This window comes from Hydrogenophaga pseudoflava, from assembly GCF_031020795.1.
Lineage (GTDB): Bacteria > Pseudomonadota > Gammaproteobacteria > Burkholderiales > Burkholderiaceae_C > Hydrogenophaga > Hydrogenophaga pseudoflava_A.
In genome coordinates this window covers 477,006-491,985 of record NZ_JAVHJP010000003.1, presented here as the reverse complement: position 1 = coordinate 491,985, position 14,980 = coordinate 477,006, and the positions used below count along the sequence as shown (strand labels likewise).

Genomic DNA, 14,980 nt, shown 5'->3' with positions numbered 1-14,980 from the left:
CCGGGTCAGCGGTACATGGCCTCGATCTGCTCGGCGTACTTCTGCTGCACCAGCTTGCGTTTGAGCTTCATGGTGGGCGTGAGTTCTTCGTCCTCGGCGGTGAGCTGGGTGTCGAGCAGCCAGAACTTCTTGATCTGCTCGACGCGGGCGAATTTCTTGTTGGTGGCGTCGATCACGTCCTGGATCAGCTGCTGCACCTCGGGAGCGCGGGTCAGGCTGGCGTAGTTAGAGAAGGGCACGTCGTGGTCCTGCGCAAACTTCTCCACGTTCTCCTGGTCGATCATGACAATCACGGTGAGGTAGGCCCGCTTGTCGCCGATCACCACCGCGTCGGTGATGTAGGGCGAGAACTTGAGCTCGTTCTCCAGCTCGCTGGGGGTGATGTTCTTGCCCCCTGCGGTGATGATGATGTCCTTCATGCGGTCGGTGATGCGGAAAAACCCTTCCTCGTCGACCACGCCCACGTCGCCCGTGTGCAGCCAGCCGTCGGCGTCGATCGTCTCGGCCGTCTTCTCCGGCAGGTTCAGGTAGCCCATGAAGACGTTGGGACCACGCACCAGGATCTCGCCGGTCCGCGGGTCCAGCCTGACCTCGTTGTACTGCGCGGCCGGGCCGATGCTGCCGGGCTTGATGCGCTCGGCCGGGATGCCGGTGGACGCGCCGCAGGTCTCGGTCATGCCCCAGACCTCCAGCATGGGCACGCCCAGCGCCAGGTACCAGCGCACCAGCTCGGGCGAGATGGGGGCCGCGCCGGTGACCAGGAAGCGCGCGCGGTGGATGCCGATGAGCTTGCGCACGTTGTCCAGCACCAGCAGGCGCGCGGCGCGGAACTGCCACTGCAGGCCACCGGGCACGGCCTCGCCCTTGAGCACATGGTCGGCCACGCGCTCGCCCACGCCGATGGCCCAGGCGTAGGCGGCCTGCTGCAGCCGGCTGGCTTCCTTGAGCGCGATCATCACGCCCGAATAGAACTTCTCCCACACGCGCGGCACCGCGGTGAACACGGTGGGCGCGATCTCGCGCACGTTCTCGGGCACGGTCTCGGGGTTCTCGACGAAGTTGAGTCTGGCGCCCGTGTACATCGAAAAGTACTCGCCGCCCATGCGCTCGGCAATGTGGCACAGCGGCAGAAAACACATGCACTCGTCGTGCTGGTCGCGCGCGATCAGCGTGTTGTAGCCGCGCACGGTGTAGACCAGCCCCTGGTGCGCGTGCATCGCGCCCTTGGGTTTGCCGGTGGTGCCCGAGGTGTAGACCAGGATGGCCAGGTCCTGCGGCTTCACGGCGGCCACGCGCTGTTCCAGCGCCTGCGGGTGCTGCGCCAGGTGCTGGCGGCCGAGTTCGCGCAGGGCCTCCAGGCCGATCACCATGGGGTCGTGGAAGTCGCGCAGACCGTCCATGTCGAACACCACGATCTTCCTGAGGAGCGGTAGCAGGTGCCTAACCTCCAGCGCCTTGTCCAGCTGTTCGTCGTCTTCCACGAACAGCACGGTGGTGCCCGAGTCCTCGCTGAGGTAGTGCACCTGCTCGGCCGCATCGGTCGGGTAGATGCCGTTGGACACGCCGTTGGCGCTGAGCACGGCCAGGTCGCACAGCACCCACTCGACGTTGGTGTTGGAGAGGATGGACGCGGTCTCGCGCGCACCGAAGCCGATGGCCAGCAGGCCGTGGCCGATCTCGCGCACCGCCTGGCCGACCTGCGTCCAGGTCCAGCTGCGCCAGATGCCGAAGTCCTTCTGCCGCAGCCAGGTGTCGGGGCCGCGCTGCTGCACCGCGTTCCAGAAGATCGCGGGCAGGGTGTCGCCGGGCATGACCACCTCGGTCTGCGGGCGGATGGCGGAGAGGTCCCACAGGTAGCTCATGTGCTCATCTCCAGGTCTTCTTCTTTTTCCAGCGCCGGTCGGCGCGCACACCTTCGGCCTTCATGCCCAGGTAGAACTCCTTGATGTCCTCCTTCTCGCGCAGCCGGGCACAGGTGTCTTCCATCACGATGCGGCCGTTCTCCAGCACGTAGCCGTAGTCGGACGCATTGAGCGCCATGTTGGCGTTCTGCTCCACCAGCAGGATGGTGGTGCCGCGCTCGCGGTTGATGCGCACCACGATCTCGAAGATCTCCTTGGTCAGCTTGGGGCTGAGGCCCAGGCTGGGCTCGTCCAGCAGGATCAGATCGGGGTTGGCCATCAGCGCGCGGCTGATCGCCAGCATCTGCTGCTGGCCGCCGGAGAGCAGGCCGGCGTCCTGCGCGGCGCGCTCGCGCAGGATCGGGAAGTAGCCGAACACCAGTTCCATGTCGCGGGCCACGCCGTCGCGGTCGCTGCGGGTGTAGGCGCCCATCAGCAGGTTGTCCTTGACCGACAGCAGGGGAAACACCTCGCGCCCCTCGGGCACGTGCATCAGACCGCGCTGCACGATCAGTGCCGGGTCCTGCGCGGTGATGTCCTCGCCCTTGAACTCGATGCTGCCCTTGCGCGGGTCGATGATGCCGCTGATGGTCTTGAGGATCGTGGTCTTGCCGGCGCCATTGCTGCCCAGCACGGTGGCGATCTCGCCGCGCCGCACCTGCAGGCTGACGCCGCGGATGGCCTTGATGGGGCCGTAGGCGCTCTCGACGTTGAGCAGCTTGAGCACCGCGTTGTCGGTCACCGGAGCCGTCATGATGCCGCTCCCGCATGGTGCTCGCGGCGCAGGCTGGACACGTCGTCCACCGTGCCCAGATAGGCCTCGATCACGCCGGGGTGGCTCTGCACTTCGGCCGGCGTGCCGGTGGCGAGTTCCGCGCCCATGCTCATGGCCAGCACGCGGTCGGACACCTTGGAGACCAGGGTCATGTCGTGTTCCACCATCAGCACCGTGATGCCCAGCTCGTTCTTGATGTCGCTGATCCAGAACGCCATGTCTTCGGTTTCCTCCACGTTCAGGCCGGAGGACGGCTCGTCCAGGAGCAGCAGGCGCGGCTCGGTGCACAGCGCACGTGCCAGCTCCACCACCTTGCGCACGCCGTAGGGCAGGCCGGCCACCATCGATTCGCGGTGGTGCTGCAGGTCCAGGAAGTCGATCACCTGTTCCACCTTCTCGCGCGCGGCGATCTCGGCGGCGCGGGTCTTGCCGGTGAACAGCAGCTCGCTCCAAAGCCCGGTCTGCCGGTGCGTGTGGCGGCCGATCAGCAGGTTCTGCAGCACGGTGGCGTGTTCGAACAGCTCGATGTTCTGGAAGGTGCGCGCAATGCCCAGGCCCGCCACCTTGTGGGGCGGCAGGTCGGTCAGCTTCAGCGGGCCCTGGTGGCTGGCGAAATGGATCTCGCCGCTGGTGGGCGTGTAGATGCGGCTGATGAGGTTGAACACCGTGGTCTTGCCCGCGCCGTTGGGACCGATGAGGGTGAACACCTCGCCCTTCTTCACGTCGAAGCTCACCTTGTTGACGGCCAGCACGCCGCCGAAGCGCACGCTCAGGTCGCGGGCTGAGAGGAGGAGGTCGTCGTTCATTTCAGGCGGTCCGACTTTTGAAAACTCTTCTGCCGCTTGAACATGCCCTTGCGGTAGAACGGGAACAGCTGGAACCAGGTGCGCACCTTGAGCCAGCGGCCGTACAGGCCCATGGGCTCGAACAGCACGAAGGCGATCAGCACCGCGCCGTAGACCGTGCCCTGCAGTCCGGTGGACTGGCCGATGGCCTCGGGCAGGAAGTCCTTGGCCAGCGCGATCAGCTGCGGCATCACGATCAGGAAGATCGCGCCGAGGAAGGCGCCGTGGATCGAGCCCAGGCCGCCGATCACCACCATCAGCAGCAGGTCGATGGACTGGATGATGGAGAACTGGTCGGGCGAGAGGAACTGGATCTTGTGCGCGTACAGCGCACCGCCGATGCCGGCCAGCGCCGCCGAGAGCGCGAACGACAGCGTCTTGTAGCGGGCCAGGTGGATGCCCATGCTCTGCGCCGAGATCTCCGAATCGCGGATGGCCACGAAGGCGCGGCCGGTGGGAGCGCGCAGCAGGTTGACGATGGCCAGCGTGGCGCCCACGCAGAGCACCAGGCAGAGGAAATAGAAGCCTTCGGTGGAGTCGATGGTCCAGCCGCCGATGGCGGGCGGGTTGACCGGCAGGCCGGCGTTGCCCCCCGTCACATGTTCCCAGCGCGCCATGGCCTCTTCGACGATGAAGCCGAAGGCCAGCGTCGCCATGCCCAGGTAGATGCCCTTGACGCGCAGCGCCGGCAGGCCCACCACCATGCCCACTGCGGCCGACAGCAGGCCGGCGCAGGCGATGGACACAGGGAAGGGCCAACCCGCGTTGGTGAGCACGGCTTCGGTGTAGGCGCCGACGCCGAGAAAGGCCGCGTGCCCCAGCGAGAACAGGCCGGTGAAGCCGGCCAGCAGCATCAGGCCCAGGCCGACGATGGCGTAGATCAGCACGAAGGTCAGTTGCGCCAGCCAGTACTCGGGCAGGGCCCAGGGCGCAGCGGCGAGAAACAGGCCCAGCAGGCCGTACCAGAACACATGGCCGCCGTGCTTGGCCAGCCGGATGTCCTGGTCGTAATCGGTCTTGAAAATAAAGCGCATCGGGCCGGCCTCAGACTTTCTTGCGAAGCTTCTCGCCGAACAGCCCGTTCGGCTTGAGCACCAGCATCAGCAGCACCACGATGTAGGGCGCGATGTCCTTGAAGCCTTCGGGCAGGTAGAAGCCCGAGAGCGCCTCCACCACGCCGATCACGAGCCCGCCCACGATGGCGCCGGGCAGGCTGCCGAAGCCGCCCACCACCGCGGCCGGGAAGGCCTTGAGGCCGATGAAGCCCATGTTGGCGTGCACGAAGGTGATGGGAGCCAGCAGCAGGCCGGCAATGGCTGCGACGCCGGCCGCCAGGCCCCAGACCAGACCGTTGAGCCGCTTGACCGGGATGCCCATGTAGTAGGCCGCGAGCTGGTTCTGCGACGAGGCCTGCATGGCGATGCCCAGCTTGCTGTACTTGAACATCGCGAACAGTCCGCCGCAGAGCACCGCGGTCACGCCGATGATCACCAGCTGCTCGGCCGCCAGCACCAGGCCGCCCATGTTCAGCACCTCGCCCGCGTAGGGCACGGCCAGCGAGTGGGTGTCGGTGCCGATGTTGGGGATCATGGTGATCACGCCGCGCAGCACATAGCCCACGCCGATGGTCAGCATCACGATGGAGAAGGCCGGCTGGCCCAGGATGGGGCGGATCACCATGCGCTCCAGCAGCACGCCGAACAGCCCCATGCCGACGACGGCCGCCAGCACCGAGACCCAGAACGGAAACCCCAGCAGCGTCATGGTCAGCAGGCCGCCGAAGGCGCCCACCATCATCAGGTCGCCCTGCGCGAAGCTCACCGTCTCGGTGGCCTTGTAGATCAGCACGAAACCCAGGGCGATGAGTCCGTAGATGCACCCCTGGGCCACACCGCCGATCAGCAGTTGCAGCAGTTGCACGCACTGTCTCCTTTGTTGTTGTGGACACGGTGCGCTCCGATCTCTGTGGCGCGGGGTCCGGCTGTCGTGCGGGTTTTATATCGGCCTTGCCGCAAACCGGCGTCAGGGTAGACCCGAGCCCGAGTCGCGCAGGCGGCAGCATTTCATGGCTTTATTTTCAGCAAGCATATGCTTGGCAAAAATAGGGATTGCCCTTATGCTGACCGCATGAAGTCCATCCGCATCGGCGCCGGCCTCGGCTTTTATGGCGACCACTGGGAACCGGTGGTCGCGAGCATCGAACGCGGCGGGGTGCAGTTCATCGCCAGCGACCACCTGGCCGAACTCACGCTGGCCATCCTGCAGAAGGACCGCCAGCGCGACCCGGCGCTGGGCTACGCGCGCGATGTGGTGCCCATGCTGCTGCGGCTGTGGCCGCTGATGCAGGCGCGCGGCGTGCGCTTCGTGTGCAACGCGGGTGGTCTCAACCCGCTGGGCGCTGCGAAGGCGGTGCAGGCCGCGCTGGCGGCCAGGGGCATGGCGCCGCGCATCGCGGTGGTGACCGGCGACGACGTGCTGCCGCGGCTGCTCGACACCTCGGTGCCTGGCACCGCGCTGGCCCACCTGTTCACCGGCGAGCCGGTGTCGGCGGTGCGTGAGCGGCTGGTGTTTGGCAACGCCTACCTGGGCGCCGCGCCCATCGTGCGGGCGCTGGACCTGGGCGCGGACATCGTGATCACCGGCCGCGTGGCCGACGCCGCGCTGTTCCTCGGCCCCATCGCGCACCACCTGGGCTGGGACCTGAACGCCACCGGCACGACGGGGCTAAACAAACTGGCCCAGGGCCTGACCGTGGGCCACCTGCTCGAATGCTCGGGCCAGGGCAGCGGCGGCAACTTCGGCAGCCAGGGGGAGTGGAAAGACATCCCCGATCTCGCGCACATCGGCTACCCCATCGCCGAGGTGTGGGACGACGGCACGGCCCTGATCACCAAGGCGCCGGGCACCGGCGGGCGGGTCAACTTCGACACCGTGCGCCAGCAGCTGCTGTACGAGGTGCACGACCCGCACGCCTACCGCTCGCCCGACGTGGTGCTGGACATGGGGGGCATCCACCTGCACGACGAGGGCCAAGACCGCGTGCGCCTGACCGGTGCGCGCGGCGCTCCACCGGGCGACCGGCTCAAGGTGGTGGCGGGCTTTCGCGACGGCTTCAAGGCCGAGGTGACCTGGGGCTTCTCATGGCCCGATGCCTGGGACAAGGCACAGGCGGCCATCGACACCATCCGCAGCCAGCTGGCCGAGCGGCGCGTGCCGCACGAGGAGCTGTACATCGAATACCCCGGGCTGAACTCGGCGCACGGCCCGCTGGCCCCGCTGCCGCCGCCGGAACAGCTCCACCAGATGAACGAGGTCTGGACCCGGCTGGTGCTGCGAACGAACGTGAAGGCGGCCGCCGATGGCTTTGGTCGCCTGTTCCCCTGGATCGGCCTGAGCGGCCCGGCCTACACCTGCGGCTTCACCGCCCTGCACCACACCAGCGAGCTGCTGGGCATCTGGCCGACGCTGGTGCCGCGGGTCGAGGTGGAGCCGCAGGTGCAGGTCCGGTTGCTGGAGAACATGCCATGAACCGGGTGCGCATTCCTCTGGTCCGCATCGCCCACGCGCGCAGCGGCGACAAGGCCGACTGGGTCGACTTCGGGCTGTTCGCCTGGAACGCCGCCGGCTACCGAATTCTCGAACGCGAGGTGACGGCCGAACGGGTGCGCCAGCATTTCGCGCCCTGGCTGCCGGGCGAGGTGGACCGCTGGCCGCTGCCCAACATCCTGGCGCTCAAGCTGTTGCTCAAGGGCGCGCTGCAGGGCGGCGGCGCACGCAACCTGCGGCTGGACAACCTCGGCAAGGCGATGGCTGGGGCTTTGTTGCGGATGGAGATTGAGATATCCGAGGACGAGCTGCAGACGGCTCTGAATGAACGCCGGATCGGCTGGTGGGGAGATCTGTCATGAGCCCCGTCATCACCGAAATCGTCGACGACCTGCACATCGTCACGCTCAACCGCCCCGATGTGCGCAACGCCGTCGACGGCGACACCGCGCAGGCCCTGCACGCCGCCTTTCTCGCCTTCGAGGACGACCCGGCCGCCAGGGTCGCGGTGTTCCACGGCGCGCACGGCCACTTCTGCGCCGGCTGGGACCTGCAGCACGGCGCGCGGCTGGCGGCCTCGGGTGGCGCGTCGGGCCTGGGCACGCTGGACTTTCGTAGCGGCGACGCCCGCGCCATCGGCCCCATGGGCCCCTCGCGCCTGCGCCTCTCGAAGCCGGTCATCGCCGCGGTGGCCGGCGCGGCGGTGGCCGGCGGCATGGAGCTGGCGCTCTGGTGCGACCTGCGCGTGATGGAAGAGGACGCGTACTTCGGCGTCTACTGCCGGCGCTTCGGCGTGCCGCTGATCGACGGCGGCACGGTGCGCCTGCCGCGCCTGATCGGCATGGGCCACGCGATGGACCTGATCCTCACCGGCCGCCAGGTCGGGGCGGCCGAGGCGCTGCAGATGGGGCTGGCCAACCGTGTGGTGCCGAACGGGCGGGCGCGCGAAGCCGCGATCTCTCTCGCGCGCCAGTTGGCGGCGTTCCCGCAGGCCACGATGCGCGCCGACCGCGAGAGCGCGTACGCGCAGTGGGACCTGCCGCTGGGCGAGGCGCTGCAGCAGGAGTGGCAGCGGGGCCGGGCGCGCATCCCCGATGCGCTGGAGGGTGCGACGCGCTTCGCCAACGGCGAGGGCCGGCACGGCACCTTCTGAGCCGCGCCGATTGGCTCCCCGTCGGGCCGGCCGGCTGGCCATCATCCCGGCCATGAACGATCCGACTTCCCACGGCGCCGAGGTGCTGGTGCTCCAGCACCTGCACGAAGACGGCCCCGGCCACCTGGGCGACTGGCTGAATGCCCAGGGCGTGACCTGGCGTGTGCTCTGCACCGAGGCGGGCGAGGCCTACCCCGCGTCGGTGGCGGGCATCCGCGGGTTGGCGGTGCTCGGCGGCGCCTGGAGCGCCAACGACGACCGCCCTTCGCTGCGTCAGGCCGAGGCGCTGATCCGCGAGGCCGACGCGCTGGGCATTCCGGTGATCGGCCACTGCCTGGGCGGGCAGCTGATGGCGCGCGCCTTCGGCGGTCGTGTGCAGACCTTGGACACGCCGGAAATCGGCTGGCTGCCCATCCGCCACGACGGCAGCGATGCGGCGCGGGACTGGCTGGGTGGGGCGCCGGACGCGGTGGTCTACCAGTGGCACCACGACGGCTTCACCGAACTGCCGCCGGGCGCCCGGCCCATCGCCGGCTCGGCCGCCTGTCCGCACCAGGCCTTCGTGCTGCGCCAGCACCTGGCGATGCAGTTCCACATCGAGATCACCGAGCGCAAAGTGGAGGACTGGATCGCCGCACCCGGTGAAGGTTACGCACCGGCCTGCGCCGCGCATCCCGCCACCGTTCAGGCGCCTGCGGCCATGCGCACAGGCACCGGTGCCCACCTGGCCGCCAGCCAGGCGCTGGCAAATCGCATCTACGGCCGCTGGCGCGAACGCTGGCCGCGCTGAACAGCCTGTTGGCGCTCAGGCCATGCCGGCGGGCAGGCCCTCGCGCGGGATCGGGCGCGGGCGGCCTTCGTGGTCGATGGCCACGTAGGTGAGGCTGGCCTCGGTCACCTTGACGTACTGGCCCTGGGCCGAGAAGCGTTCGGCGAATACCTCCACCTGCACCGTGATCGAGGTGTTGCCCACGCGGGTGACGTGCGAGTAGAAGCTCAGGATGTCGCCCACGCGCACCGGCTGTTTGAAGATGAACTGGTTGACCGCCACGGTCGCCATGCGGCCCTTGACGTAGCGCGCCGGCAGCACGGCACCGGCCAGGTCGACCTGGGCCATGACCCAGCCGCCGAAGATGTCGCCGTTGCCGTTGGTGTCGGCGGGCATGGGGATGACCTTGAGCACCAGCTCGCGGCCTTGGGGCAGTTCGGTGTGGGGGCGGGGGCTTGATTCGGTGGACATGGGCACAATCTCTGGAAAACTCCCACGATTGTCCCGCATGCGCCCCTCGTCCGTCTCCCGGGCCGGCTACTCCCTGCCCGCCGCCGACAGCAGCCCCAAGACGCCCCGTTCCGACTGGGCGACGCTGCGCCGCCTCTTCCCCTACCTGTGGCAGTACAAGTGGCGCGTCGTCGCCGCGCTGGCCTTCATGGTGGCGGCCAAGGGCGCCAACGTCGGCGTGCCGCTGCTGCTCAAGGAGCTGGTGGACGCGATGACTATCCAGCCCGGCAGCGCCCTGGCGCTGCTGGTGGTGCCGCTGGGCCTGATCGTGGCCTACGGCCTGCTGCGCCTGTCCACCAGCGTGTTCACCGAGCTGCGCGAACTGGTGTTCGCCAAGGCCACCGAAGGCGCCACGCGTTCCATCGCGCTGCAGGTCTTCGGTCACCTGCACGCGCTCTCGCTGCGCTTCCACCTGGAGCGCCAGACCGGCGGCATGACGCGCGACATCGAGCGCGGCACCCGCGGCGTGCAATCGCTCATTTCGTATTCGCTCTACAGCATCTTCCCGACCCTGATCGAGGTGGTGTTCGTGCTCACGCTGCTGGGCACGAAGTTCGACATGGGCTACGTCTGGATCACGCTGGTGGCGCTGGTGCTTTACATTGCCTTCACCGTGGTTGTGACCGAATGGCGCACCAAATACCGCCGCGAGATGAACGAGCTGGAATCGACCAGCCAGACCAAGGCCATCGACTCGCTGCTCAACTACGAAACGGTCAAGTACTTCAACAACGAGTCCTTCGAGGCGCGGCGCTACGACGACGCGCTGGAGAAGCTGCGCAAGGCGCGCATCAAGAGCCAGACCACGCTGTCTCTGCTGAACACCGGCCAGCAGCTGGTGATCGCGGTGGCCCTGGTGCTGATGCTCTGGCGCGCCACCCAGGGCGTGGTGGACGGCCACATGACCCTGGGCGACCTGGTGATGGTCAACGCCTTCATGATCCAGCTCTACATCCCGCTGGGCTTCCTGGGCGTGCTCTACCGCGAGATCAAGCAGAGCCTGACCGACCTGGACAAGATGTTCGTGCTGCTGGAGAAGGAGCGCGAGATCGCCGACGCGCCGGACGCCTTGCCGCTGGTGCTGGACGGGCCGCCCGCGGTGCGGTTCGAGAACGTGCGTTTCGCCTACGAGCCGGCGCGCGAGATCCTGCACGGCATCAGCTTCGAGATTCCGGCCGGCAAGACAGTGGCGGTGGTCGGGCCTTCGGGCTCGGGCAAAAGCACGCTCGCGCGCCTGCTCTACCGCTTCTACGACGTGTCCGGTGGCGAAATCTCGATCAACGGCCAGGACATCCGCCGTGTCACCCAGTCCAGCGTGCGCCAGGCCATCGGCATCGTGCCGCAGGACACGGTGCTGTTCAACGACAGCATCGAATACAACATCCTCTACGGCCGGCCTGATGCGGGCCACGACGCGGCGGTGGAGGCGGCCAAGGCCGCGCACATCCACAGCTTCATCGAGAAACTGCCCAAGGGCTACGCCACCACGGTGGGCGAGCGCGGTCTGAAGCTGTCAGGCGGCGAGAAGCAGCGCGTGGCGATTGCGCGCACGCTGCTGAAGAACCCGCCCGTCATGATCTTCGACGAGGCCACCTCGGCACTCGATTCGGCCAACGAGCGCGCCATCCAGGCCGAGCTCAAGAGCGCGGCGCGCAACAAGACCTCGCTGGTGATCGCGCACCGGCTGTCGACGGTGGTCGATGCGCACGAGATCCTGGTGCTGGTGCACGGCGAGATCGTCGAGCGCGGCACACACGCCGATCTCGTTGCTAAGGGAGGCACCTACGCCGGCATGTGGGCGCTCCAGCAGTCGGGCGCCGATTAAGGCAACATCTTCCCGGTCTGTTCGTACCGGCTGTGCCAGCTCAGTGCTTCTTCCAGCAGGTGCGGCGTGTGCATGCCCGCGTGGCCGGCCTTGGCGTGGGCCTCGCTGCGCTCCACGTAGTCGAGCAGCGCGGGCTTGAAGTCGGGGTGGGCGCAGCGTTCGATGATCAGGCGCGAGCGCTGGCGAGGTGAGAGACCGCGCAGGTCGGCCAGGCCCTGTTCGGTCACGACGATCTGCACGTCGTGTTCGGTGTGGTCCACGTGGCTGACCATGGGCACGATGCAGCTGATGCTGCCGCCCTTGGCGGTGGACGGCGTCATGAAGATCGAGAGGTAGGCGTTGCGCGCAAAGTCGCCCGAGCCGCCGATGCCGTTCATGATGCGCGTGCCCATCACGTGGGTGGAGTTCACGTTGCCGTACAGGTCGGCCTCGATCATGCCGTTCATGGCGATCAGGCCCAGGCGGCGGATCACCTCGGGGTGGTTGCTGATCTCCTGCGGCCGCAGCACGATGCGCTCGCGGTAGAAGTCCAGGTTTTCGGTGAACTCCTTCATCACCTCGGCCGAGAGCGAGATCGCGGTCGACGAGGCCATGCGCATCTTCCCGCTCTTGAGCAGCGCGAGCATGCCGTCCTGCAGCACCTCGGTGTAGCCCTGCAGCCCGGTGAACGGGCCGTCGTTCAGGCTTTCCAGCACGGCGTTGGCGATGTTGCCCACGCCCGATTGCAGCGGCAGCAGGTCCTCGGGCAGGCGGCCTTGCCTGACTTCGTTCTGGAAGAAGTCCATCAGGTGGCCGGCGATGCGGCGTGAGGCCTCGTCGGGCGCCGAAAAACGGGTGTCGCGGTCGGGCAGATTCGTTTCCACCACGGCGATCACCTTGGCCGGGTCGCAGTGCAGGTAGGGCGTGCCGATGCGGTCGCCAGCGTGCAGCATGGGGATCGGCTTGCGGTGCGGCGGGCGCTCGGTGCCGTAGTAGATGTCGTGCATGCCTTCCAGCGCCAGCGGATGGCCGTGGTTGACCTCCAGGATCACCTTGGCGGCCTGGTCCAGCCAGGTCTTGTTGTTGCCCACCGAGGTGGCCGGTATCAGGCGGCCGTCTTCGAGGATGCCGGCGACCTCGATCACCGCGACGTTCAATTTGCCGAGGAAGCCGAACCACACGTACTGCGCCACGTGCGAGAGGTGGATGTCGGTGTAGGCCATCTCGCCAGCGTTGATGCGGGCCCGGCAGGTCGGGTCGGACTGGTAGGGCAGGCGCATGTCCATGCCGCCCACCCTGGCCAGGGCGCCGTCGAGTTCGGGCGCTGTGGAGGCGCCTGTCCACAGGCCGATGCGGAACGCCTGCCCGGCGTCGTGCTGCTGCTGGATGTGCCGGGCCAGGGCCTGCGGCACCAGCTTGGGGTAGCCCGCGCCGGTGAAGCCGCTCATGCCGACGTGGTCACCGTGGTGGATGAGGGCGGCGGCCGCGTCGGCCGACATGATTTTCTGGCGCAGGCCGGCATGGGCGATGCGGGACGGGTGGACGGCGGGCGGGTTCTGGGTCATGGGTGTGGTTTATTAGGGTAAACCCTAGTTTTGTCTATCGTAACGGAAGAGGGACTCCGGCGATCCTCGGAAAAACAGGGGGATGTGCGCTCATGCACGGCGCGCATAATCCGCCGCCATGGAAACCAAGTGGCTGGAAGATTTCGTGAGCCTGGCAGAGACGCGCAGCTTCAGCCGCTCTGCGCAGCTGCGCCACGTCACGCAACCCGCGTTCTCGCGCCGCATCCAGTCGCTCGAAGCCTGGGCCGGCACCGACCTGGTGGACCGCTCGTCCTACCCCACGCGCCTGACCGCAGCCGGCCAGGTGCTGTACGAGCAGTCGCTGGAGATGCTGCAGTCCCTGCAGAGCACGCGCGCCATGCTGCGCGCCCACACCGCGGCGGCGCAGGACGTGATCGAGTTCGCCGTGCCGCACACCCTGGCCTTCACCTTCTTCCCGGCCTGGCTCTCCAGCCTGCGCGAGAGCTGCGGGCCGATCAAGAGCCGGCTGATCGCCATGAACGTACACGACGCGGTGATGCGCCTGGTCGAGGGCAGCTGCGACCTGCTGATCGCCTACCACCACGCCTCGCAGCCGATCCAGCTGGATGCCGCCCGCTACGAGATGCTGCCGCTGGGCCGCGAGACCCTCTCGCCCTACGTCAAACCCAACGAGCAGGGCGAGCCGATGTTCCGCCTGCCCGGCACCACGCCGCACCCGCTGCCCTACCTGGCCTATGCGCCGGGCGCCTACATGGGTCGCGCGGTCGAGCAGGTGCTCAAAAGCAGCCCGACACCGGTGCACCTGGACCGCATCTACGAAACCGACATGTCCGAGGGCCTGAAGGCCATGGCGCTGGAAGGCCACGGCATCGCCTTCCTGCCGGCCAGCGCGGTGCGGCGCGAGCTGCGCGCCAAGCGCCTGGTGAGCGCGGGCGAGGGGCTGGACACGACGCTGGACATCCGCATCTACCGCGAGCGCCCCGGCACGCGCAAGGCCAAGGGCTCGGTGGACGCGTTCTGGAACGACCTGGAGCGCCACCTGGCGACCCACAGCAAGTAGTCCGCGCGGGGGTGGGAAAATCGGGGGATGACCACCGAAACGATCACCATCACCCGCCCCGACGACTGGCACCTGCATGTGCGCGACGGCGCTGCCCTGAACACCGTCGTGCCGCACACGGCGGCCCAGTTCGGCCGCGCGATCATCATGCCCAACCTCAAGCCGCCGGTGACCACCGCGGCCCAGGCCACGGCCTACGCCGCGCGCATCCGCGCCGCCGTACCGGCCGGCGTGGCCTTCGAGCCGCTGATGACGCTGTACCTGACCGACAACCTCCCGGCCGACGAGATCGCCCGGGCCAGAGACGCCGGCGTGGTGGCCTGCAAGCTCTACCCGGCCGGTGCCACCACCAACAGCGACGCGGGCGTGACCGACATCCGCAAGACCTACAAAACCCTGGAAGCCATGCAGAAGGCCGGCGTGCTGCTGCTGGTGCACGGCGAAGTCACCAGCCCCGACATCGACCTGTTCGACCGCGAGGCGGTGTTCATCGAGCAGCAGCTCGAGCCGCTGCGCAAGGACTTCCCGGGCCTGAAGATCGTGATGGAGCACATCACCACCAAGGAAGCGGCGCAGTACGTGGCCGAGGCCGACGCCAACCTGGGCGCCACCATCACCGCCCACCACCTGCTCTACAACCGCAACGCCATCTTCACCGGCGGCATCCGCCCGCACTACTACTGCCTGCCGGTGCTCAAGCGTGAAACCCATCGCCAGGCCCTAATGGCCGCGGCCACGGGAGGCAATGCCAAATTTTTCCTCGGCACCGACAGCGCGCCACACCCGGCCCACCTGAAGGAACACGCCACCGGCTGCGCCGGCTGCTACACCGCCCACGCCGCGATCGAGATGTACGCCGAGGCCTTCGAGGCCGCGGGCGCGCTCGACAAACTCGAAGCCTTCGCCAGCTTCAACGGCCCGGCCTTCTACGGCCTGCCGCGCAACACCGGCACCATCACCCTGCGCAAGCAGAGCTGGACGCCGCCCGAGAGTTTTGCGTTTGGCGAGGCCGAGCTCAAGCCGCTGCGCGCAGGCGAAGCGCTGCCCTGGCAACTGGTGGGCTGAGCGGG

14 protein-coding genes are annotated in these 14,980 nt (G+C 68.0%); 7 read left to right on the top strand and 7 right to left on the bottom strand.

Features of this window, described 5'->3' with window-relative positions; all coding sequences use genetic code 11:
- Positions 1-5 precede the first annotated feature (5 nt).
- From RCO38_RS11905 to RCO38_RS11885, 5 genes are read right to left on the bottom strand one after another with little or no spacing between them, the layout of a single operon-like run.
- Positions 6-1,862, bottom strand: coding sequence for an AMP-dependent synthetase/ligase (locus RCO38_RS11905; RefSeq protein ID WP_308328523.1), 1,857 nt, complete (start codon positions 1,860-1,862; stop codon positions 6-8).
- A 4-nt stretch (positions 1,863-1,866) separates the two neighbouring features.
- Positions 1,867-2,655 carry an ABC transporter ATP-binding protein gene (locus RCO38_RS11900; protein WP_308328522.1) on the bottom strand — a complete coding sequence of 263 codons (789 nt, stop codon included), beginning with the start codon at positions 2,653-2,655 and terminating at the stop codon, positions 1,867-1,869.
- The gene (locus RCO38_RS11895; RefSeq protein WP_308328521.1) at positions 2,652-3,482 is read right to left on the bottom strand and encodes an ABC transporter ATP-binding protein; all 831 of its coding nucleotides are present in this window, start codon (positions 3,480-3,482) and stop codon (positions 2,652-2,654) included. The genes RCO38_RS11900 and RCO38_RS11895 overlap by 4 nt, the downstream gene beginning before the upstream one ends.
- The gene (locus tag RCO38_RS11890) at positions 3,479-4,555 is read right to left on the bottom strand and encodes a branched-chain amino acid ABC transporter permease (protein ID WP_308328520.1); all 1,077 of its coding nucleotides are present in this window, start codon (positions 4,553-4,555) and stop codon (positions 3,479-3,481) included. The genes RCO38_RS11895 and RCO38_RS11890 overlap by 4 nt, the downstream gene beginning before the upstream one ends.
- A 10-nt stretch (positions 4,556-4,565) precedes the next feature.
- Entirely contained in the window at positions 4,566-5,441 is an 876-nt protein-coding gene (locus tag RCO38_RS11885) for a branched-chain amino acid ABC transporter permease (protein WP_308328519.1), read from the bottom strand.
- A gap of 207 nt (positions 5,442-5,648) precedes the next feature.
- Between RCO38_RS11885 and RCO38_RS11880 the strand changes: the two genes are divergently transcribed.
- Genes RCO38_RS11880 through RCO38_RS11865 form a run of 4 tightly spaced genes read left to right on the top strand, consistent with a single transcriptional unit; the run spans position 5,649 to position 9,010 of the window.
- Positions 5,649-7,049 (top strand): acyclic terpene utilization AtuA family protein, encoded by a 1,401-nt coding sequence (locus tag RCO38_RS11880; RefSeq protein ID WP_308328518.1) that lies wholly within the window; start codon positions 5,649-5,651, stop codon positions 7,047-7,049.
- The gene (locus RCO38_RS11875) at positions 7,046-7,429 is read left to right on the top strand and encodes an AtuA-related protein (protein WP_308328517.1); all 384 of its coding nucleotides are present in this window, start codon (positions 7,046-7,048) and stop codon (positions 7,427-7,429) included. Before RCO38_RS11880 ends, RCO38_RS11875 begins: the two co-directional genes overlap by 4 nt.
- Complete coding sequence (locus RCO38_RS11870; protein ID WP_308328516.1) at positions 7,426-8,220, top strand: crotonase/enoyl-CoA hydratase family protein; 795 nt, start codon at positions 7,426-7,428, stop codon at positions 8,218-8,220. Before RCO38_RS11875 ends, RCO38_RS11870 begins: the two co-directional genes overlap by 4 nt.
- A 52-nt stretch (positions 8,221-8,272) precedes the next feature.
- On the top strand, positions 8,273-9,010 hold the full coding sequence (locus RCO38_RS11865) for a type 1 glutamine amidotransferase (RefSeq protein WP_308328515.1): 738 nt from the start codon (positions 8,273-8,275) through the stop codon (positions 9,008-9,010).
- Positions 9,011-9,025: 15 nt separating this feature from the next.
- Here the strand turns inward: RCO38_RS11865 and RCO38_RS11860 are convergent, their stop codons facing one another.
- Positions 9,026-9,460 carry an acyl-CoA thioesterase gene (locus tag RCO38_RS11860; protein ID WP_308328514.1) on the bottom strand — a complete coding sequence of 145 codons (435 nt, stop codon included), beginning with the start codon at positions 9,458-9,460 and terminating at the stop codon, positions 9,026-9,028.
- A gap of 37 nt (positions 9,461-9,497) precedes the next feature.
- Here RCO38_RS11860 and RCO38_RS11855 point away from each other — a divergent pair, with 37 nt between their 5' ends.
- Positions 9,498-11,324 (top strand): ABCB family ABC transporter ATP-binding protein/permease, encoded by a 1,827-nt coding sequence (locus RCO38_RS11855; RefSeq protein WP_308328513.1) that lies wholly within the window; start codon positions 9,498-9,500, stop codon positions 11,322-11,324.
- Here the strand turns inward: RCO38_RS11855 and RCO38_RS11850 are convergent.
- Positions 11,321-12,868, bottom strand: coding sequence for an acetyl-CoA hydrolase/transferase family protein (locus RCO38_RS11850; RefSeq protein ID WP_308328512.1), 1,548 nt, complete (start codon positions 12,866-12,868; stop codon positions 11,321-11,323). The genes RCO38_RS11855 and RCO38_RS11850 overlap by 4 nt on opposite strands.
- Positions 12,869-12,986: 118 nt before the next feature.
- Between RCO38_RS11850 and RCO38_RS11845 the strand changes: the two genes are divergently transcribed.
- Complete coding sequence (locus RCO38_RS11845; RefSeq protein WP_308328511.1) at positions 12,987-13,910, top strand: LysR substrate-binding domain-containing protein; 924 nt, start codon at positions 12,987-12,989, stop codon at positions 13,908-13,910.
- 27 nt (positions 13,911-13,937) lie between these two features.
- The gene (gene pyrC, locus RCO38_RS11840) at positions 13,938-14,975 is read left to right on the top strand and encodes a dihydroorotase (RefSeq protein WP_308328510.1); all 1,038 of its coding nucleotides are present in this window, start codon (positions 13,938-13,940) and stop codon (positions 14,973-14,975) included.
- Positions 14,976-14,980 lie beyond the last annotated feature (5 nt).

Excerpts from the sequence above, each read along its gene's own strand:
- RCO38_RS11905 (WP_308328523.1), bottom strand. The coding sequence starts at position 1,862 with ATGAGCTACCTGTGGGACCTCTCCGCCATCCGCCCGCAGACCGAGGTG.
- RCO38_RS11900 (WP_308328522.1), bottom strand. The coding sequence starts at position 2,655 with ATGACGGCTCCGGTGACCGACAACGCGGTGCTCAAGCTGCTCAACGTC.
- RCO38_RS11895 (WP_308328521.1), bottom strand. The coding sequence starts at position 3,482 with ATGAACGACGACCTCCTCCTCTCAGCCCGCGACCTGAGCGTGCGCTTC.
- RCO38_RS11890 (WP_308328520.1), bottom strand. The coding sequence starts at position 4,555 with ATGCGCTTTATTTTCAAGACCGATTACGACCAGGACATCCGGCTGGCC.
- RCO38_RS11880 (WP_308328518.1), top strand. The coding sequence starts at position 5,649 with ATGAAGTCCATCCGCATCGGCGCCGGCCTCGGCTTTTATGGCGACCAC.
- RCO38_RS11875 (WP_308328517.1), top strand. The coding sequence starts at position 7,046 with ATGAACCGGGTGCGCATTCCTCTGGTCCGCATCGCCCACGCGCGCAGC.
- RCO38_RS11870 (WP_308328516.1), top strand. The coding sequence starts at position 7,426 with ATGAGCCCCGTCATCACCGAAATCGTCGACGACCTGCACATCGTCACG.
- RCO38_RS11865 (WP_308328515.1), top strand. The coding sequence starts at position 8,273 with ATGAACGATCCGACTTCCCACGGCGCCGAGGTGCTGGTGCTCCAGCAC.
- RCO38_RS11860 (WP_308328514.1), bottom strand. The coding sequence starts at position 9,460 with ATGTCCACCGAATCAAGCCCCCGCCCCCACACCGAACTGCCCCAAGGC.
- RCO38_RS11855 (WP_308328513.1), top strand. The coding sequence starts at position 9,498 with ATGCGCCCCTCGTCCGTCTCCCGGGCCGGCTACTCCCTGCCCGCCGCC.
- RCO38_RS11850 (WP_308328512.1), bottom strand. The coding sequence starts at position 12,868 with ATGACCCAGAACCCGCCCGCCGTCCACCCGTCCCGCATCGCCCATGCC.
- RCO38_RS11845 (WP_308328511.1), top strand. The coding sequence starts at position 12,987 with ATGGAAACCAAGTGGCTGGAAGATTTCGTGAGCCTGGCAGAGACGCGC.
- pyrC (WP_308328510.1), top strand. The coding sequence starts at position 13,938 with ATGACCACCGAAACGATCACCATCACCCGCCCCGACGACTGGCACCTG.